Annotated in this window: 17 protein-coding genes, 1 tRNA gene and 3 pseudogenes; 10 read left to right on the top strand and 11 right to left on the bottom strand. The window is 49.3% G+C overall.

The genetic code is table 11. The features are described 5' to 3' along the window. Window position 1: 1 nt before the first annotated feature. From ACD630_RS21635 to ACD630_RS21655, 5 genes and pseudogenes are all read right to left on the bottom strand, one after another. Window positions 2-3259 carry a type I restriction endonuclease subunit R gene (locus ACD630_RS21635; RefSeq protein WP_430360604.1) on the bottom strand — a complete coding sequence of 1086 codons (3258 nt, stop codon included), beginning with the start codon at window positions 3257-3259 and terminating at the stop codon, window positions 2-4. 3 nt (window positions 3260-3262) lie between these two features. Next, window positions 3263-3931, bottom strand: a complete 669-nt coding sequence (locus ACD630_RS21640; protein ID WP_430360144.1) for a hypothetical protein — start codon at window positions 3929-3931, stop codon at window positions 3263-3265. Further along, the gene (locus tag ACD630_RS21645; protein ID WP_430360605.1) at window positions 3928-5574 is read right to left on the bottom strand and encodes a type I restriction-modification system subunit M; all 1647 of its coding nucleotides are present in this window, start codon (window positions 5572-5574) and stop codon (window positions 3928-3930) included. Before ACD630_RS21645 ends, ACD630_RS21640 begins: the two co-directional genes overlap by 4 nt. Window positions 5575-6111: 537 nt before the next feature. Next, window positions 6112-6187 (bottom strand) — tRNA-Asn (locus ACD630_RS21650). Window positions 6188-6386: 199 nt separating this feature from the next. Continuing rightward, window positions 6387-7229: pseudogene (locus tag ACD630_RS21655) on the bottom strand (IS5 family transposase). Between the two features lie 70 nt (window positions 7230-7299). Here ACD630_RS21655 and ACD630_RS21660 point away from each other — a divergent pair. After that, complete coding sequence (locus ACD630_RS21660; RefSeq protein ID WP_430360606.1) at window positions 7300-7431, top strand: IS630 transposase-related protein; 132 nt, start codon at window positions 7300-7302, stop codon at window positions 7429-7431. Between the two features lie 61 nt (window positions 7432-7492). On the opposite strand, the pseudogene ACD630_RS21665 reads toward ACD630_RS21660, so the two are convergent. After that, window positions 7493-7759, bottom strand: a pseudogene (locus ACD630_RS21665) (integrase core domain-containing protein); the annotation flags it as partial. A 19-nt stretch (window positions 7760-7778) separates the two neighbouring features. Further along, window positions 7779-8600: an IS630 family transposase gene (locus ACD630_RS21670; RefSeq protein WP_430360607.1), complete on the bottom strand. Its 822-nt coding sequence runs from the start codon at window positions 8598-8600 to the stop codon at window positions 7779-7781. Between the two features lie 342 nt (window positions 8601-8942). Between ACD630_RS21670 and flhB the strand changes: the two genes are divergently transcribed. The 3 genes from flhB to ACD630_RS21685 are packed head-to-tail and all read left to right on the top strand — an operon-like array spanning window position 8943 to window position 12584. After that, on the top strand, window positions 8943-10100 hold the full coding sequence (gene flhB, locus ACD630_RS21675; RefSeq protein ID WP_430360608.1) for a flagellar biosynthesis protein FlhB: 1158 nt from the start codon (window positions 8943-8945) through the stop codon (window positions 10098-10100). Next, on the top strand, window positions 10093-12171 hold the full coding sequence (gene flhA, locus ACD630_RS21680; protein ID WP_430360609.1) for a flagellar biosynthesis protein FlhA: 2079 nt from the start codon (window positions 10093-10095) through the stop codon (window positions 12169-12171). Before flhB ends, flhA begins: the two co-directional genes overlap by 8 nt. A gap of 29 nt (window positions 12172-12200) precedes the next feature. Next, window positions 12201-12584 carry a flagellar protein FlhE gene (locus tag ACD630_RS21685; RefSeq protein ID WP_430360610.1) on the top strand — a complete coding sequence of 128 codons (384 nt, stop codon included), beginning with the start codon at window positions 12201-12203 and terminating at the stop codon, window positions 12582-12584. An 11-nt stretch (window positions 12585-12595) separates the two neighbouring features. On the opposite strand, the gene ACD630_RS21690 is transcribed toward ACD630_RS21685, so the two are convergent. The 4 genes and pseudogenes from ACD630_RS21690 to ACD630_RS21705 all read right to left on the bottom strand — a co-directional run bounded on the left by ACD630_RS21690 (window position 12596) and on the right by ACD630_RS21705 (window position 15138). Next, complete coding sequence (locus ACD630_RS21690; RefSeq protein ID WP_430360611.1) at window positions 12596-13033, bottom strand: flagella synthesis protein FlgN; 438 nt, start codon at window positions 13031-13033, stop codon at window positions 12596-12598. Window positions 13034-13038: 5 nt separating this feature from the next. Beyond that, window positions 13039-13335, bottom strand: coding sequence for a flagellar biosynthesis anti-sigma factor FlgM (flgM, locus tag ACD630_RS21695; RefSeq protein ID WP_430360612.1), 297 nt, complete (start codon window positions 13333-13335; stop codon window positions 13039-13041). Window positions 13336-13481: 146 nt separating this feature from the next. Further along, a complete protein-coding gene (gene flgA / locus ACD630_RS21700) occupies window positions 13482-14129 on the bottom strand; it encodes a flagellar basal body P-ring formation chaperone FlgA (RefSeq protein ID WP_430361236.1) in 648 nt (215 codons plus the stop codon). 214 nt (window positions 14130-14343) lie between these two features. After that, window positions 14344-15138: pseudogene (locus tag ACD630_RS21705) on the bottom strand (IS5 family transposase). A gap of 186 nt (window positions 15139-15324) precedes the next feature. On the opposite strand from ACD630_RS21705, the gene flgB reads away from it, so the two are divergent. The 6 genes from flgB to flgG all read left to right on the top strand — a co-directional run bounded on the left by flgB (window position 15325) and on the right by flgG (window position 19773). Beyond that, window positions 15325-15744 carry a flagellar basal body rod protein FlgB gene (flgB, locus tag ACD630_RS21710; protein ID WP_430360613.1) on the top strand — a complete coding sequence of 140 codons (420 nt, stop codon included), beginning with the start codon at window positions 15325-15327 and terminating at the stop codon, window positions 15742-15744. Window positions 15745-15772: 28 nt separating this feature from the next. After that, window positions 15773-16177 (top strand): flagellar basal body rod protein FlgC, encoded by a 405-nt coding sequence (flgC, locus tag ACD630_RS21715; RefSeq protein WP_195312463.1) that lies wholly within the window; start codon window positions 15773-15775, stop codon window positions 16175-16177. Window positions 16178-16194: 17 nt separating this feature from the next. Then, window positions 16195-16872, top strand: coding sequence for a flagellar hook assembly protein FlgD (flgD, locus tag ACD630_RS21720; RefSeq protein ID WP_430360614.1), 678 nt, complete (start codon window positions 16195-16197; stop codon window positions 16870-16872). A gap of 86 nt (window positions 16873-16958) precedes the next feature. Next, on the top strand, window positions 16959-18188 hold the full coding sequence (flgE, locus tag ACD630_RS21725) for a flagellar hook protein FlgE (RefSeq protein WP_430360615.1): 1230 nt from the start codon (window positions 16959-16961) through the stop codon (window positions 18186-18188). A 21-nt stretch (window positions 18189-18209) separates the two neighbouring features. Then, complete coding sequence (locus ACD630_RS21730; RefSeq protein ID WP_430360616.1) at window positions 18210-18962, top strand: flagellar basal body rod protein FlgF; 753 nt, start codon at window positions 18210-18212, stop codon at window positions 18960-18962. A gap of 28 nt (window positions 18963-18990) precedes the next feature. Continuing rightward, window positions 18991-19773: a flagellar basal-body rod protein FlgG gene (gene flgG / locus ACD630_RS21735; protein WP_430360617.1), complete on the top strand. Its 783-nt coding sequence runs from the start codon at window positions 18991-18993 to the stop codon at window positions 19771-19773. Window positions 19774-19888 lie beyond the last annotated feature (115 nt).

Consider the following 19888-nt stretch of genomic DNA (forward strand, 5'->3'; position numbering starts at 1 on the left):
CTCAATCCATGTCCAGGTTGATATCTTTGCCTTCGCGCAGCACCTCATATACCACGTCAATCAACGAGGTCATGCCCTGACGATCAGACTTGAGTACCTGGGTGGCCAGTTTCTGGTGGCTGGACAAGGCCCGCACAACAGCTTGCTGAACGGCTCCTGGCAAGTTGCCTTTCATGGCTTGCTCACGGGTATTGCTCTCCACCTGCGCCATGACAACATCGCTTTCACCAGTAATCGACGAGATCTGATTAACGAATGCGATCTGATCTTGGATGGGAGTTGCCTCACCAAACAGACTGTTAAGCCGATCAATAATCTCTTTGACGAATTTCGGCTTGTCACCTGCCGCGCCGCCACCGCCTGCCCCTGCCGGTTGCAGTACCGGGATTTCACCTTCGTCCTCTGCATCGCCCCGGCGGGCATTAATATCAAATCCAGTGAGCACCAGACCCGTCAAGTCCACTGTTTCCGGGCCTTCGTGCAGCAGACGTTTTTGCAGTAGCTTGGCGAAGGCAGCGAAGTTCTCCAGTTCTGGATCACCAAAATCAATCAGTTGGGCGATATAGGAGTAAGTGCGGCAGAAGCGCCCCAAGTCCGACCTGAAACCCATGAGCGTCTTGATTTGTTCGGCGTATTCATCTTGATGATGGTCAGCCGACCTCATGCCTGCTTCATCTTCCCTGGAGTGAGCCTTCTCAAAGGCGGCCTCCCACTTTGCCATGGCATCGCGAAGCATTTTCATCTTGTCGTTGTACAAGGTCGTTGCCCCACTGGTGGCAGCGTGCAGCGCCTTATGCTGTGGCGATTTTGTATGGGTAATATCGCGGATGGTCTTGAATCTGGCTTCCTTGAACGCAGCCAGATCCTTCTCGTCATACAGACTATGCTCGTCCAAGCGCTCTTTGATTTCATAGACCACGTTGAGGTCCTGCACTTCGTCAATATGTGCACCCTGATCATACGTCTCAAAGGCTTTACGCACATTGTCCGGGTCGTTCACAAAATCGATGATAAAGACTTCATCCTTGCCTGGTGCCATCCGGTTCAGGCGGGCGAAGGTCTGCACGATTTCCACATGGTTGGCGATCTTCTTATCGACATACATCGCGACCAGCTTTGGCTGGTCAAAGCCAGTCTGGAATTTATCCGCTACCAGCATCACTCGGTATTCATTGCGGTCAAAGGCAAAACGCAAATCCTGCCCCTGCACGTCCGGGTTCATGCTTTGCTCGGTGAACTCCTCATTTTCATCGACGATAAATACATCGTCTTTGAACTCACCATCATCCTGGTGCATAACCTGCTTGCCAGTCATCTTGCCGGAGAAGGCCACCATTGAGTGGATAAAGCCGTATTCGCTGTGTTGTTCGATATAGCGGTCAAAAGCCTTTTTGTAGCGAATTGCAGCGGCGCGGGAGCTGGTCACCACCATCGCTTTAGCTTTGCCATCCAGCCGGTGCGCGACGTTCTTGGTGAAGTGCTCAATGATGAACTGCACCTTCTGGGTCACGTTGGTGGGATGCAATGACATCCACTGCGCCAGAGCACGTTTAGCCGCTTTACCGCTCACACGTTTACTGTCCTCAATCTGTTTTGAGAGGTTAAAGGCGGTTTTGTAGGGTACATAGCCTTTCAGCACATCCAGGATGAATTTCTCCTCGATAGCCTGGCGCATGGTGTACTTGTGGAAGGCTTGTGGTGGATTGTCGTCCGAGGCGGGCTGGCTTGGGTCTTCCGGGCGACCAAACAGCATCAGGGTGGAATGTTTCGGCGTGCCGGTAAAGGCAAAGTAGCTGATATTATCCGGGCGGGCACGGGATTTTTGTAGTTGCTCCAGAAGCTCATCCACCGTCATGGTGGACATCTTACCTTGACCACTCAATCCCAGCGCAGCTTGCAGTTTGGCAGCAGTGGAGCCGGTTTGTGAGTTATGCGCCTCATCGATGATCACCGCAAAGTTTTTCCCCTTCAGGGTGTTGTCGGTGATGATGGCTTCCATCACGTAAGGGAAAGTCTGGATCGTGACCACCACAATCGGGGTGCCAGACAGTAGGGCTTCTGAAAGCTGCTTACTTTTGGATTTGGAAGATTTCTGGCGGTCAATGGCGGCAATCATACCGAACTGATGATCGATCTGTTTCACTGCATCCTGAAGCTGACCATCCAGCACATTACGGTCGGTGACGATGATGACACTGTTGAACACCGCATCACCGTTGTCCTCACGCAGTTTCACCAGATCATGCGCAGTCCAGGAAATGGTGCTGGTTTTACCAGAGCCGGCGCTATGGTCACATAGGTAGGTCATACCGGCCCCGTTCTCACGGGCATCGGCCAGCATCTCGTTGACTGCAGTCCACTGGTGGAAGCGCGGGAAAACCAGTGTCTCTTTCTTCGACCAATTGCCCTGAATATCCACCACATCCTTTTTATCCACATAGACAAAACTGTGGAAGATACGCAGCCAAGAATCCGGTTGGCAGATAGCCTCCCAAAAGTAGGCTATCGGGTATTCCTGGGTGTCATCAGGCTTGATATCTCCGGGCGGGTTCCCCGCATGGACAGCACCGCTTTCGTCTTTACGCCCCTTGTTAAACGGCAAGAAGAGGGTGTTTTCTCCATCCAGCTTGGTCGCCATCATGATTTCAGAATCTGACATGGCGAAATGCACCACCGCGCCGCGCTTGAAAGTCAGCAATGGCTCCTTGCGCTTGGTTTTGGGGTCATAGGGCAGACGATCATTGCGGTACTGGTCCATGGCCGCTTCACAGGACTGGGTAAAGTCAGTCTTCAGTTCCACCGTGGCCACCGGCAGGCCATTGATAAACAGTACCAGGTCAATCGCAAACTCACGTGCCGGATGATACTTCAACTCAGGCACCACTCGCAGGATATTAGCATGATAGCGCTTGATCACCGCTTCATTACGTTTGTCTTCCGGAGCGGCTTCAGTCATTTCAATCAGACCGCAACCGGCAATCGAAAAGCCCTGGCGCAGTACCTGTACCGTGCCTTGCCTCTCCAGCGCCTTGGACAGACGCTCCAGCATCACATCCAGGGTCTTGGTTCCATTAAGCCGTTCCAGCTTTCCCCATTTATCTTGCTGGCCGCTGTGCTTGATCCAGTTTTTCAGATCCTCGGGATACACTGCCCGTTCAGTGTCATAAAACCTGGATTCTCCCAGTTTCCAACCCTGTTCAACCAGCCGTCCGATGATGTAGTGCTGGAAGTGCTTTTCTTGATGTGCTGATGATCCCATTTATTATTCTCCTCGCAAATCAATCTGACCGGTAACTGCGGCTGTGATAAAGGCGGCCCAGCGTTCTTTGAGCAAGGTGATACTTTGTTCCGCCTTGCCAATCAGCGCATCAATACGAGCGGTTTCGCGGTCGAGGGTGGCAGAGATGATGGCTTGTTCGTCTGGTGATGGGATGACACTTTTGAGCTTAACTAAGGCAGAAGCATTTATTGCCGGATAGCTCAGCCCCTCAGAATGAGCCTCAATAGCCTGGACAATAAGTTCGTTAAGAATCATCCATTTAAGGAAGGGTTGTTCCAACTTGCGGGCACGAAGAACGGCAAATCCTGTTGAGAACACAGAATCAGCATACTCATCAGTAACTGCGGCAACTGCCTTCAAGTATGTCCTTACGGTGGAAACGACTACATCCCCAGTAGATGCCTTGCGTCTGGCTCTGGACGGAGCATCTGCAAAAGCCATTTCCGTAGCTTGCTTGATGCCCTCCAAATATCCTACGGACGATATATCGACGTAACTAATGCGCGTTGTTCCAGTGGTTGAATCTGACAAAGCATCATCATTGACTGAGGTTACTCGGCAAATGGGCTTCACCTCCCAATGCTCCGGCACCTGCCCAATCCACTCAACGCCAGAATCCTTATACGCAGGATACGTTTTGTACTGGCTCATTCGCTCGCCACCTCTGCCAGTAGTGCGGCTATCTCGGCTTCTACCTGCTTCAGCTCGTCGTCAATATCGTGCAGCTTGCGCGGTGGCTCATACTGGTAGAAGAAGCGGTTGAAATTGATCTCGTAGCCGACGCGGCCCAACAGACCATCTCTGGCATCGGTAAAACTCTCGTCCAGATAGGCGTCCGGCACAAGTTCGCCGTTGGCATCCGTAACCGGCTCGGCTTCTGGGTCTTTATGCCCAAAGGCGGTGATCAAGGCGGTGATAAGGGTCTTGGTTGCCTTTACCTTGAGCGCCTTTGCCTTATCGGACTTTGCAGCATCTTTAGCAAAGGTTTCAGCCCAGTTGTAATCCTTGGTTTGTCCTGATAACGGCTTGATTGCATCCAACCAGAAGGATTGATGAGCGGACGACAGCTTCAGCCACGTAGAATCAGATACCAGTCGGTCAAGCCCTTCTTGGTCCAAAATCAACTTCATTCGCAATGGGCGCAGCACCTTGATACGGCGATAACCAAAAGTCCGGTAATCCAGCATTTTGGAGAGTTTGTCGGTTTCTCCAGCAGCATACATATCTAGGATCTGGCAGCGCTGATCATCGCTCACGATTCGGCGTTTGTTGCCTTCATTCTTAATGGAAGTCCAGAGACTGGTGGCGTTGATCAGCTGCACCTTCTCTTTGCGCTGCTCCAATTTTTTATTGGACAGTATCCAGAGATAAGTGGCGATATTGGTGCGGAAGAACAAGTCTGTCGGCAAAGCTATAATAGTTTCAACTAGATCATTCTCCAGCAACCAGCGGCGGATTTCCGATTCACCGGAAGCGGCACCACCATTAAATAGTGGCGAACCCGACAACACGATAGCCGCACGTCCACCGCCATTGGCAGGCAGTTCCAGCTTGCTGGCCAAGTGCATCAAAAACAACATGGAGCTGTCGCTGATCTTCGGCAGACCCGGCCCTAAGCGGCCCAGCTCGCCTTTTTCGTGTTCATCCTCAACGGCTTTTTTATCTTTCTCCCATTTCTTTCCGAAAGGCGGATTGGACAAGCAGTAGTGGAAGCGCTCACCGGCAAACTGATCGTTGGAGAGCGTGCTGCCTTGGCGAATGTTCTTGGACAGGTCGCGCCCAGGATCAAACTCTAGGCGGCGGATCAGGTGTTCATAGATATTGCTCATCACCCGGTCTGGCAGTACGTCAGGATGCAGGTCGATCTTGGCGAAGTTCTGGAAAATCTTGTACAGCAGCCCAGCCTTCTCCAGTCGGATCACAGTATTGCCGAATTCGAATTCCTCGAAAATAGCCCGAGCATTATCCGAAAACAAGGCTAGATAGTCTTCCAGATTGCGGCGAGTCTTGCTGTTACCCAGCGTAGCGAGTGAGTATTCAGAGGTGTTGTAGAAGGGGTAAATGGCCGTCGAGCGCAGTACGGTATCCAGTTCGATATCAGAATCCTTGAAGAGGCTATAAGCATCCCTAACCGCCTCGCGAGTCGGCTCCAGCGCACACTCTAAACGACGCAGCAAGGTAAACGGCAAGATGATCTTGCGAAAGTCTGTATGCTTGAAGTCACCCCACAGGTCTTCTGCATTCTTCCAAATAAAGTCAGCTTGTAAAGCTGCTGATCCCGTAAAGTCGTTCATTCTGGCCTCCAACCATCTTTTGCACGAAACGGTACTATGGTCTAAAGGTGATCGTCAACCATGTTTTGCACAAAAGAGTGTGAATTCCATTACCAGATTAAATCTGCGATCCTACCTCAGAATGCAAATAGCCAAATGAAAAAGATTGAATGCTCATTTTTAATGTCCTGTTAGATTGTTCAGTTTACCCATTGTTCATATGGGCGGCCGGGTACTTGAACACCGCTAACAGACGGCCAGCAGCTTTTCCCTAACGGGTGTTGTATCGCTACTCGCTACCCGGCCATAACAATCTATGGACGTAAAAAAACCGCATTACTTTCGGGCGCGGTATCCGCTGTTAGAGGTGTGTTCAGCACCTGAAAGCGACTATAGTGCATGGGATTTCCTTCGTCAAATGAGGTAGCAGGTGTGGTTAGGTGATTTTGCCTAGGATATGCACGTAAGCACTATTGAATGATTATGCAAGTTGTGAAACAGGGAATTCTGAAATATTCTGAAAGATGATGGGTTACGTATGTAAGCTCCTGAAAAATTTGGCTCCTCTGACTGGACTCGAACCAGTGACATACGGATTAACAGTCCGCCGTTCTACCGACTGAACTACAGAGGAATTGCGTAAGCGGGGCGAATATTATCGGTCGGCTGGCAGGCTGTCAACGGTAAATTAGCCCGTATTGTCTGATTGCTTAGGTTGTGTACAGCCAAGACCAATTCTTCATCAATATAGCACGGGGGTCCGCTGATTCGCCTGCTGCCAGGATTTTAATCGCGCCAGTGGATCCTGCTGGTAGAAGCCTAGGCTGTGTCCCTTAATTGCGTAAGCGGCGGTAAAACAAGCGGATGCAGCCCAGTTTCACCATTGCTAGATAGTTTCTTGCCATTTTTTCATAACGTGTGGCGATCCGTCGATATTCCTTTAAACGGCCAAAACACCTTTCCACAACGTTGCGACGGCGATAAGCATCACGATCAAGTTGCGAGCGTCCATCTGAAGCCAGTTTTTCATTTGATTTTCGGGGAATAACCGTTTTTATCCCTCTTTTTTTCAACTCGTTACGTAGTGCATTCCCAGAGTAGGCTTTGTCAGCCAGTACTGCATGGCCACGACGCTTCATGCTGCCGTTCTGGCGTTGCACGCCAATTCCGTCCAGGAGTCGTAACGCAAACAGGCTTTCGTGACCCTGCCCAGCACTCAGTACGATGTTTAGCGGGATGCCGCTTCTGTCAGTCGCCATGTGGATTTTGGTGCCATAACCACCTCGTGAGCGACCCAGGCTATTATCGTTGGTAATATCGAGATGTTTTTTTGAGCGCCAGCCGCACACGAGCGCACGGATATTACTGTCATCCAGCGCAGTGGCTGACCAGTCAACAAGTCCATGAGCATCAAGAAATGAAAGTAACTTATTGAAAATAATGTTAATGATTCCAGACTTTGACCATCTATTGAAACGGTTATAAACGGTTTTTCATGGGCCGTAACGTTCAGGTAAATCACGCCATGGTGCGCCTGAACACAGTATCCAGAACATGCCGTTGAAGATTTTTCGATGTTCTGCCCACGGCCGGCCGGCCTGCGGAGATCTCAAAACGGTTGGCAACAAGGGCTCAATGATTGCCCATGCTTCATAAGAAAGATCGTAGCGAGCCATAATCAAAAGTGTCGTAGAAACAGATGGATACTATATAGATAAACGACTTAATTTTGATTACATTATTTAAATGAGCTATTCAATTGATTTTAGACGTAAAGTGATATCTACACGGGAAGAAGAAGGGTTGAGTATCCGAGAAACAGCGAAGCAATTTCGGATTGGCCCTGCCTCTGTATCGCGTTGGATTAATCTGTACTAGCTCAGACCTGATCTGACAGTTACCGATTATTTATACAGGTGTCTGTCAGATTACATATGGTTCAGATCCATTTTCCATCGAATAAAGTGGCCATCGGCGTACGCCCGCAGCACATTTTTCCCTGATGAGTTCGCTCATTATTATAATGCCACAACCAGTTGTCCAGATCTACCTGCAGGCTTTCTAGGTCTCGATATAACTTCTTGCGGAACGTAACCTGATAAAAATCCTGCAAAATGGTTTTATGGAAGCGCTCGCAGATGCCGTTCGTCTGCGGAGACATCGCCTTCGTTTTCGTATGCTCGATATCGTTGATAGCCAGATATAGCTAAGCAACTTAATTTTGATTACACCATATGGACTGAGAACAAAATCTCTGTATCGCAACCACTCTCTCTTTTTTTGCTTTTTGCTTGTGCCCATTTATGCTCAATGGGGTTAAGATCTGGCGAATATGTAGGCAAATACTCCACCATATACCCTGCATCGATGATGACTTGTTGAATATTATGTTTTTTGTGAAAAGTTGCATTGTCCATCACGATTACCCTGTTTTTAGGGAGTACTGGGATAAGGACTTGTGTGACCCAGGAATAGAAAACATCGCTGTTAATATTGATATCAAATAATCCGATAGCAAACAGCGTTGTGCCTAATAAAGCGCCGATAACATTTGTTCTTCCCTTGGCTCCGCCGTTCTTCAGGCCAAAACACCGTTGACCTTTTGGGGAATAGCCGTGAGTCCGTGGGGTATCGTGTGGAAAACCACTTTCATCAATAAAAACAATAGGCTTACCTTCTTTTTCATACTGTTGTATTTTTTGTTGAAATGCTTGCCGGGCGCTTTCGTCGGCTTTCGGATGACGTAGCGTTTTTTTATAGGTCAATCCCAGCTTTTTAAGAGCTTGCCAAATGGCCTTCTGACAAACGCCAAAACGCTCTGCACGTTCTTTTTGGTAAGCATCTGGATATGGTTCAACATCTTTTATCAACTCGGATTTATCGCTCTTTCGCTGACGCGTGGTCGATGCTTTTGACGCTATTTGATTAATCCAACGCGATACAGAGGCAGGGCCAATCCGAAATTGCTTCGCTGTTTCTCGGATACTCAACCCTTCTTCTTCCCGTGTAGATATCACTTTACGTCTAAAATCAATTGAATAGCTCATTTAAATAATGTAATCAAAATTAAGTCGTTTAGCTATAACAGTTTGCTCAACGGTCCTCACCGCCGCAGGCGTGGTATCCAGTCAGGATCAGGTTGATGACTTGCTCGACAGCCTGGGTTTCTAATGCAGTCAGAGGGAGTGCAGCAGTGCAGAGCCTCCCACTGATGCACGCTTCTTTTGCACCGTGATTGATCTGTGGATCAGTCACGGTGTTTCTATTGGTATTACCCTATCCCTGAATAAGCTATAGGTTTGTTTCGTTGTTCAAGCCATAAGGATTGCGGACATTTGTCATGCTAAGCGTTACTCCTTAACCTGACTGAATGCGATCGGAACACGGCTGTGGCTGAAGATAGCGATCTGGAAAAAACAGAGGCCCCCACACCCCACCGACAAGAAAAGGCGAGGGAAGAAGGCCAGATTCCGCGTTCGCGCGAATTAACGTCGCTGTTAATGCTGATTTCAGGGCTGGCACTCTTATGGTTTGGCGGCAGCTCGATGGCGCGGAAACTTTCTGGCATGGTGGCGCAAGGGCTTCATTTTGACCCTGGGTTAGTCAGTGATGACAAGTTACTATTACGCCATTTGGGGTCATTGCTGATGCAGGGTGTTTCAGCGTTGGTTCCTTTAATGGTTGGCGCTGTACTGGTGGCGATTGCTGCCCCGATGTTACTGGGGGGAGTGCTGTTTAGTCCAAGCTCCATTAAATTCGATCTGACCAAGCTGAACCCGATCAGTGGCTTAAAGCGCATATTTTCTTCGCAAGTGTTGGCAGAGCTGTTTAAAGCCATCCTCAAGTCCATATTGGTAGGATTAATTGCTGGCTGGTTCTTGTTACATAACTGGCCAAAGATGCTCCATCTGCTCTCTGAACCGCCTATTGCCGCGTTAGGAGATGCGCTGGAGCTGGTAGCGATATGCGCATTTTTTGTCATCATGGGGCTTATTCCCATGGTGGCTTTTGACGTTTTCTGGCAGCTTTGGAGCCATTTAAAAAAATTGCGGATGAGTAAACAGGATATCCGCGATGAACATAAGCAAAGTGAAGGCGATCCGCATGTGAAAGGTCGGATACGTCAACAGCAGCGTGCGCTGGCCCAGCGACGGATGATGGCCGATGTGCCAAAGGCGGATGTGATCGTTACCAACCCGACACACTATTCTGTCGCCCTGCAATATGATGATAAAAAAATGAGTGCGCCTCGGGTTTTGGCAAAGGGGGTAGGAGAAATTGCCCTGCGTATTCGAGAGCTGGGTGCCGAACATCGCATTCCCGTGTTGGAGGCACAGCCGTTGGCGCGAGCTCTGTTTCGCCATGCAGAAATTGGCGAACACATTCCAGCAACACTGTATGCTGCCGTGGCAGAAGTATTGGCATGGGTTTACCAACTAAGACGTTGGCGGCGTGAGGGGGGACTCATCCCGCGTAAACCCAAAGATCTTCCTGTCCCGAAAGCGCTTGATTTTGTACCACCTGAAGAGATGAATACCGATGCCTGATTTGGCCTCTTTACTGCGACTACCTACAGCGTTTAAAAACACCCAGTGGCAAATTTTGGCGGGCCCAGTCCTCATCCTTCTGATCCTTTCCATGATGGTGTTGCCGCTGCCTCCCTTCATTTTGGATCTGCTCTTTACCTTCAACATTGCACTCTCCATCATGGTGTTATTGGTCGCAATGTTCACGCAACGCACGTTGGATTTCGCAGCCTTCCCAACCATTTTGTTGTTCTCTACATTGTTGCGTTTGTCGCTGAACGTTGCATCGACGCGTATTATTTTGCTGGAAGGTCACACAGGTACAGCGGCAGCGGGACGTGTAGTAGAGGCGTTCGGTCACTTTTTGGTGGGCGGCAATTTTGCTATCGGTATCGTGGTATTCATTATTTTGGTGTTAATCAACTTTATGGTGATCACCAAGGGTGCCGGACGTATTGCTGAAGTAGGGGCCCGTTTTGTCCTGGATGGGATGCCCGGTAAACAGATGGCAATTGATGCAGATTTAAACGCCGGTTTGATCGGTGAAGATGAAGCAAAAAAGCGTCGTGCGGAAGTTACCCAGGAAGCCGACTTTTACGGTTCAATGGACGGTGCCAGTAAATTTGTGCGTGGAGACTCTATCGCTGGTTTGATCATTATGGTGATCAACATTGTCGGTGGGCTGTTGGTTGGGGTTGTGCAGCACAATATGGCGATGGGCCAGGCAGCAGAAAGCTATACCTTGTTAACCATCGGTGATGGTTTGGTGGCGCAAATCCCCGCGTTAGTTATCTCGACAGCGGCAGGTGTCATCGTTACCCGCGTGAGTACAGATCAGGATGTTGGCCAGCAAATGGTCACGCAACTGTTCAATAATCCACGAGTGATGATTCTGAGCGCTGGGGTGCTGGGGCTGATCGGCTTGGTTCCGGGGATGCCTAACTTTGTCTTCTTGCTCTTCACCGCAGCGCTACTTGGATTGGCCTGGTGGATGAAAAACCGTGAGGGCGTTGTGCTTGTCGCTGGCGTTGAACAACAGTTACATGAGAAACCCAAGGTCATTGAAGCAACTTGGTCTGATGTGCAGTTGGAAGATCCGCTGGGAATGGAAGTGGGTTACCGGCTGATTCCCATGGTCGATCATCAGCAGGATGGTGAACTGCTGGGGCGAATTCGCAGTATTCGCAAAAAATTCGCGCAAGAGATGGGCTTCCTGCCGCCAGTGGTGCACATTCGTGACAATATGGAATTACCCCCTGCAAGTTACCGTATCTTGATGAAAGGGGTTGAAGTGGGACACGGCGAAGCGTATCCCGGTCGCTGGATGGCGATTAACCCTGGAAATGCATTTGGCGAATTGCCGGGTGACAAGACGCAAGATCCGGCATTCGGTTTGCCTGCTGTGTGGATTGAAGGGGTGTTGAAGGAGCAGGCGCAAACGCAAGGCTATACGGTAGTGGAAGCGAGCACCGTGGTTGTTACACATCTTAACCATCTTATTGGGCTCTATGCGAGTGAGCTGTTTGGCCGCCAGGAAGCGCAGCAACTGATGGACCGTGTCACGCAGGAAATGCCGAAGCTGACTGAGGATTTGATCCCAGGTGTTGTCACGCTGACCACCTTGCACAAGGTGTTGCAAAATCTGCTTAAAGAGAAAGTCTCTATCCGCGATATGCGCACTATTGTTGAAACACTTGCTGAGCACGCGCCTGTACAACCAGATCCTTATGAGCTGACGACAGTGGTGCGCGTTGCTTTGGGCCGGGCCATTACTCAGCAATGGTTCCCTAGTGATGGGGAGTTGCAAGTGATCGGTTTGGATAGTTCCCTTGAGCGAATCTTATTGCAAGCGCTGCAAGGTGGTGGAGGATTGGAACCGGGCCTTGCCGATAGACTTTTGGCACAAGCCAGGCAGGCGCTAAGTCGGCAGGAAATGCTGGGGGCTCCTCCGGTTCTGTTGGTAAACCATGCATTACGTGGTTTGCTTGCGCGCTTTTTACATCGTAGTTTGCCGCAGATGGCGGTGTTATCCAACCTTGAAATCAGTGACAGTCGGCAGATAAGAATGACGGCAATGATTGGAGAAGCATAATGAGTGTTAGACGGCTCTCAGTCTTGTTATTGGCACTTGTACCTCTTGCTGTCTTTGCAGGACAAGGGGGATGGAACGCCAGCACATCAGGGGTGATGTTGACGTATCGTGGTCAACTGTTCAACTCTGCACCTTTGGCTCCTACGCCATTGCAAGGCGTCAAACCGGATAATTCGATCACTGTGGTATATTGGCGCTATGCCATCGATGGGGTATATGACCCTAGCTTACGCGTTAAACTGTGTACAGTACAACGCTGCGCTGAAATTGAGGGAGGAAGTGGGCAGACACTGGCTTTTCGTGGTTTGCCAGCCACCAGCGAGTTCCGTTTTACCTATTTCCTAGAAGGCAAAGGGCGTGTTTATCGCCCAATAGACATACGGCGAGTAGAAATCGCCGTTAGTTATGAGTAACACACCTAGTGTTATAAATTGATTTTCCTGCCGCCGACCACCAATCCTGATGATTGTCCATCAGGGCCATAAAGGCTCTGACCATGGCGAGGTTTCAGTATCGCAATGGCCTCATTAGTATAGGAAATGTGCTGATTCAGCAACATGCCACTGTGCTTGTTCATATCATGCAAATGAGCCGTTAATGCTTGAATAGCCTGCCAACGTTCGAATAGCTCAGCATCTGATTCGTAAGGAGCATGAAGCTGCAAGCGATTTTCAATTTCCTGCCGATTCTTATCAAGATATTGCACAGTTGCCAAGGTGGCACTTTTAGTATCAGTAACCTTCTGTAAAGCAACGCTGTTAATATGACCAGCACCGAGCAGGGCTTGCTCTTCTGATAAGATAGTGTTCAGCTGGTCTAGGGTATCGAGTACCGCATCAAGCGTTGTTCGCAATTTTTCCATAATTATCAATTATTCGCCAAGAAGTCTTGAGTATCTTTGATCAGTGCATCTGCGATTTTACCCGCATCAATCTGTAAAGAACCATCACGAATGGCCTGCTTCAGCGTTTCCACACGATTCATATCGATATCTTGTGTGCCAGGCTGCATCAAACGAGCTTGCGCGTCGCTCAGCTTAACCTGGGTTCCTGCCACTTCACTTTGGGTGGGCGTTTGTACACGTTTTTGCTTCCTCGCTTCACTGGCGTCGCGAGACTGTACTTGAGTGACAGGTTTCAGAGGCTGGGTGCGTTCAATGCTCATAATGTTACCCTCTAAAATGAGGTGTCAAAAGGTTAAATAATAACCTGATTCCACTCAGGTTTACATAAACGCCACACGAAAGGAAGGGGCGACGCAAAATTTACTCTGTAGGTATCATCGGCAACAATGACGAATACTTTAATTTATTATTGCGCAATATAAATAATACCGTCTTCACCCGCAATACCACTGACGATTTGCCCTGATGCCATACGCACGCGCACGGATTGACCAACAGCAGCGTTACCCATTGCTTTTCCTTCACTGTTAATACTAAAGCCTACGCCTTGCGCCAGCACCTGTACCGTTTGGCCTGATTTAACTATCCATGCACGACGGAGCATGGCGCGGGTCAATGGTTGTCCCGGCGACAGATCGCGCAGTAACACGGCCCCTATAGCATCTTTAGGCAACAGCAGCGCACGTGGCGGCAACAAGTCTAATCGCCCTGTCATTTGCCTCAGGTCAGACGTAGTCAAAGCGACTCCGCGGCGTAATTGCCGAGCGCTCACCAGGTAATTCCCTGTGACTTGTACTTCGGCCTGAATGAAACGCCGCTGGTCGCCACAACGAACGGATACACTGACATTACCCCAGACGCGAGTATTGTTTGACAACGCGAGCACGGGAGCTTCGCACTGCGGCCATTGCTCCGGCGGAGATTTAATCATAACGGTGACGCTGCTGTGCTTGTCTGGAAAACGCGCATGAAAAAACTGATCGAGTTGAGCCTGTAAATCGGCTGCAACGGCAACGTGCACATTCCCTATCAGGCTGGTCAGTAGCGCAAAAATAGAGGAATAAAATGGTTTTTTCACTGACTTCACCTCTTGAAGATCACTGCCTTATCTAGGCTGTGTCCCTTAATTGCGTAACCGGCGGTAAAACAAGCGGATGCAGCCCAGTTTCACCATTGCTATAGCCAAGCGACTTAAAAATGATTACAACCAATGCCCTGATATGTGGCAAAAAAATACAGCTAATTGTTATCAAAATAATGTCGCTTGGCTATAGATAGTTTCTTGCCATTTTTTCATAACGTGTGGCGATCCGTCGATATTCCTTTAAACGGCCAAAACACCTTTCCACAACGTTGCGACGGCGATAAGCGTCACGATCAAGTTGCGAGCGTCCATCTGAAGCCAGTTTTTCATTTGATTTTCGGGGGAATAACCGTTTTTATCCCTCTTTTTTTCAACTCGTTACGTAGTGCATTCCCAGAGTAGGCTTTGTCAGCCAGTACTGCATGGCCATGACGCTTCATGCTGCCGTTCTGGTGTTGCACGCCAATTCCGTCCAGGAGTCGTAACGCAAACAGGCTTTCGTGACCCTGCCCAGCACTCAGTTCGATGTTTAGCGGGATGCCGCTTCCGTCAGCTGCCATGTGGATTTTGGTGCCATAACCACCTCGTGAGCGACCCAAGCTATTATCGTTGGTAATATCGAGATGTTTTTTTGAGCGCCAGCCGCACATTTGAGCGCACGGATATTACTGCCATCCAGCGCAGTGGCTGACCAGTCAACAACTCCATGAGTATCAAGAAATGAAAATAACTTATTGAAAATAATGTTAATAATTCCAGACTTTGACCATCTATTGAAACGGTTATAAACGGTTTTCCATGGGCCATAACGTTCAGGTAAATCACGCCATGGTGCGCCTGAACACAGTATCCAGAACATGCCGTTGAAGATTTTTCTATGTTCTGCCCACGGCCGGCCGGCCCGCGGAGATGTCAAAACGGTTGGCAACAAGGGCTCAATGATTACCCATGCTTCATCAGAAAGATCGTAGCGAGCCATAATCAAAAGTGTCGTAGAAACAGATGGATACTATAGCTCAAGCAATTAAGGGACACAGCCTATTGTAAAGATCTCTGCGGTGCGTTAAGGCAATAAATAGCGTTGCATTTCACGCTTATTCTCGCGATGGCTGTATCAGCATAGGAATTATCCTACCAACTCCAAATTCTCATTTGCGGAGGGAGCATGCTCGACAAACTTGACGCCTCATTCCGGTTTCAACAGGAAGCGTTGAATCTGCGTGCCCAACGACAAGAAATCTTGGCGGCGAATATCGCCAATGCTGACACGCCGGGTTATCAGGCGCGCGATATCGATTTTGCAAGCCAGCTCAACAAAGTGATGGAGCAAGGCCGAGTAAGCGGCACGGGGATTGCATTGAAAACCACCTCCACTCGTCATATCCCGGCACAGAACTTTCAGCCGCCAGAACTTGATTTACTGTATCGCGTTCCCGATCAACCTGCCCTGGATGGCAACACCGTTGATATGGATCGTGAACGTACCAATTTTGCCGACAACAGCCTGAAATATCAAACCAGTCTTACCGTATTGGGTGGTCAGATCAAAGGCATGATGTCAGTACTGCAATCAGGTTCATCCTGAGGGTGATGGAAGAGGAGGTTAAGGCGTTATGTCACTGCTAAGCATATTTGATATTTCCGGTTCCGCACTCTCAGCGCAATCCCAGCGTTTGAATGTCAGTGCAAGTAACTTGGCGAACGCAGACAGTGTGACTGGCCCAGATGGGCAACCCTATCGTGCCAAGCAGGTTGTTTTTGAAGTAAATGCGCCGGCAGGTCAGGCAACGGGAGGAGTGCGCGTCTCCAACGTTATCGAAGACCCTTCCCCTGCGCGTCTGGTTTATGAACCCGGTAATCCGTTAGCGGATGGGCAAGGTTATGTCCGTATGCCAAACGTGGATCCGGTCGCGGAGATGGTCAACACCATTTCTGCATCGCGCAGTTATCAGGCCAACGTCGAGGTGCTGAATACCACGAAGACGATGATGCTGAAAACATTGACTATCGGGCAATAACTGGGAGATTCGTGTAAATGTCGGTAACGATTAATGATACCACTTCCGCCAGTAAGACGAGCAGTACCAGCAGCTCGTCAAACTCCGTAACGGCAAACACCAGTGCTGATCTACAGAATCAATTTTTGACGCTGCTGGTAGCTCAGTTAAAGAATCAGGATCCAACTAACCCGATGGACAACAATCAATTGGTCAGTCAGCTGGCGCAGCTGAACACCGTAAGCGGGATTGAGAAGCTCAACACGACACTCGGTTCTATTTCTGGGCAGATCAACAATAACCAGTCTATACAGGCAACGACTCTGATTGGTCATGGTGTGATGGTTCCCGGAAACGAAATTTTGGTGGGTAATGATACCAGCACACCGTTTGGCCTTGAGCTTGAAAGTGCGGCTGAAAACGTCACTGTTACCATCACTGACAGTACAGGTAAGGTGGCGCGCACCCTTGAACTTGGTGCACTAACCGCCGGTGTGCATTCATGGGGTTTGGATGGCAAGTTGGCAGACGGTACTGCTGTTTCTGATGGGTCCTATACCTTTACTGTTGCGGCCAGCACGAATGGTGCTCAACAAACTGTACAGCCATTACGTTATGCCTTGGTTAATGGGGTTGTTCGCAATGACTCTGGTGCCCAACTGGATTTGGGGCTGCAAGGCAAAGCGACCTTGGATGATGTGCGGCAAATTTTGTAACTGAAAGACAGCATTGAGCACAGAATCTGGCCTACCTCGAAACCTAGTTCTGAAGCATGAATTAATCGACTCATCCGGAGAGCACCATGACTTTTTATCAAGCGGTTAGCGGCTTGAATGCCGCATCGAAAAAGCTGGACGTAATTGGCAATAACATTGCCAACTCGTCAACTGTGGGATTTAAAACGGGTACCATTGCATTTGCAGATATGTTTGCTGGTGGTACTGGCTTAGGAACAAAGGTTTCGTCCACATTGCAGGATTTCGGTGATGGCTCACTAAATTCCAGTTCACGAGCACTGAATGTTGCAATCAGAGGTAATGGTTTCTTCCGTGTGCAGGACAGTAGTGGTTCTGTGTATTTTAGCCGCAATGGTCAGTTCACACTGGATGGTGCTACCCGTAATATCGTTAATATGAAAGGCATGCAATTGACCGGTTATCCGGTTGTTGGCACGCCGCCTGTTATTCAGCAAGGGGCTGATCCGGTACCGTTGACTATCCCTGAAACAGCGATGGCTGCTCAACAGACGACTGTCGCGTCAATTATCGCCAACCTTAATTCATCCGATGCCGTTCAGGTCTTCGATCCTGCTAACACGGAAACGGCGAACTATAAGGGATCGATTACCGTCTACGATACATTGGGCAATCCACATAATATCGGGCTGTATTTCGAAAAAACAGGCGATAACGCTTGGACGGTAAACGTGCAGGATGGCTCAGTAACAGGTACTGGTTTCACTAAAATTGCACTGGAGTTTACGGAAAGCGGCGCGTTGAAATCGCAGACACAGACGATTACCACTGGTAATCCGCCTGTCACGGGAGTCAGCACCATCCCACTACCGGCACTGAATGGTTCTCTGGCATCGACCTTCACGCTTGATTTTGCTGGCAGCGTGCAACAGAACTTTAGTGCGAACAGCAACAAAACGCCTACGCAAAATGGTTATCCGCCCGGAGATTTGGTCGGTTATAGCGTTAGTGGTGGTGGTGTCATCACCGGTAAATACTCCAACGACAGAACACAACCGTTGGGACAGATTGCGCTGGCCAGTTTCTCTAACCCGGAAGGTCTATCAATCCATGGAGATAACGTTTGGTCCAGTACGGAAAAATCTGGTCAGCCAGTTATTGGGCAGGCTGGAGTGGGAAGCCTTGGGTCGTTGCTTGGCAATATGACGGAAAGTTCCAACGTGGATATGAGTAAAGAGTTGGTGGATATGATCGTTGCTCAGCGTTTCTACCAGTCTAATGCACAGACTATCAAAACGCAGGATTCCATTCTGCAAACATTGGTCAGCTTGCGTTAATCGTTTTAGCGGAGATATTCCATGGATCACGCTATTTATACCGCGATGAGCGGAGCTAGCCAGTCACTTGAAAAGCAAGCGATCACGACCAACAACCTAGCGAATGCGTCAACACCAGGTTTCAAGGCTCAATTGGCTGCGTTGCGCGCTGTACCTATCAATGGACCGACGTTACAAACGCGTACTCTGGTGGTGGCCTCTACGCCCGGGGCGGATATGTCGGAAGGTGTGATGGATTACACCGGGCGTTCCATGGATATTGCACTGCCAAAAGAGAGTTGGTTGGCAGTGCAAACCGCGAATGGTGAAGCCTATACTCGCAATGGGAATATGGAGATCAATGCTGATGGTCAGTTGACCATCCAGGGGCGCGTTGTCGTTGGAGACGGCGGCCCGATTGAGATTCCACCCAATGCGCAAATCAGTATTTCCGCTGATGGTACTATCTCCTCACTCAATGCAGGCGATGCTCCCAATACGATAGCTCAGCTAGGTCGGTTGAAACTGGTGAAAGCAACCGGGCAAGAAGTAACACGTTCTGACGACGGTTTATTTCGTTTGACCCAAGCGGCCCAGCAGCAGCGCGGCAACGTATTACAGAATGACCCCACTGTACGAATCATGCCCGGCGTACTTGAAGGCAGCAATGTCGATTCAGTCGGTGCCTTGGTGGATATGATTGCTAACTCACGTCGCTTTGACATGCAGATGAAAGTGATTAGCAGTGCCGACACTAATGCTCAGAGTGCCAATCAACTATTGGCAATAAGCTAACACGCCATTTGCGTGAAGGAGTTGCTTTATGATCCGTTCGTTGTGGATTGCAAAAACCGGTTTGAACGCACAGCAAACCAATATGGACGTTATCTCCAACAACTTGGCGAACGTCAGCACCAATGGGTTTAAACGTCAACGCGCTGTGTTTGAAGATCTGCTGTATCAAACCATCCGCCAGCCAGGTGCTCAGTCGTCGGAACAGACAACGCTGCCTTCTGGTTTACAATTGGGTACCGGGGTTCGCCCAGTGTCTACTGAGCGAATTCATACTCAGGGTGGGATGTCGGAAACCGGAAACTCCAAAGATGTCGCTATCAATGGGCAAGGGTTTTTTCAAGTGCAGATGCCTGATGGTACGACGGCTTATACCCGTGACGGAGCATTTCAACTGGACGGTAATGGTCAGTTGGTAACCTCAAGTGGCTATCTGGTTCAGCCAGCCATCACGATTCCTGCCAATGCCACGGAACTCACCATTGGTCGCGATGGTATTGTCAGTGTCAAGTTGCAAGGGCAGACGGCAACGAACCAGATTGGGCAAATGACGTTAGCGACCTTTATCAATGACAGCGGCTTGGAAAGCATTGGTGAAAACCTCTATCTGGAAACCAGCAGTTCAGGTGCGCCCAATGAAACCAACCCTGGTTTGAACGGGGCTGGCTTGTTGTATCAAAAATTTGTAGAAACCTCTAACGTCAACGTGGCAGAAGAATTGGTCTCAATGATCCAGACGCAGCGTGCGTATGAAATCAACAGTAAGGCTATATCTTCCTCCGAACAGATGTTGCAGAAATTGACCCAGCTGTAAAACTGGGCGATTAACGGGGCGATGGTGTGGATAAAACGGCAATACATTTGATATCCGCTTTATTCTGTCATTGCCCCGTTGAGTATGAATAAATGGGCAACCTTTTAAGGTGATA

The organism is Symbiopectobacterium sp. RP (genome assembly GCF_050472005.1).
Taxonomy (GTDB): Bacteria; Pseudomonadota; Gammaproteobacteria; order Enterobacterales; family Enterobacteriaceae; genus Symbiopectobacterium.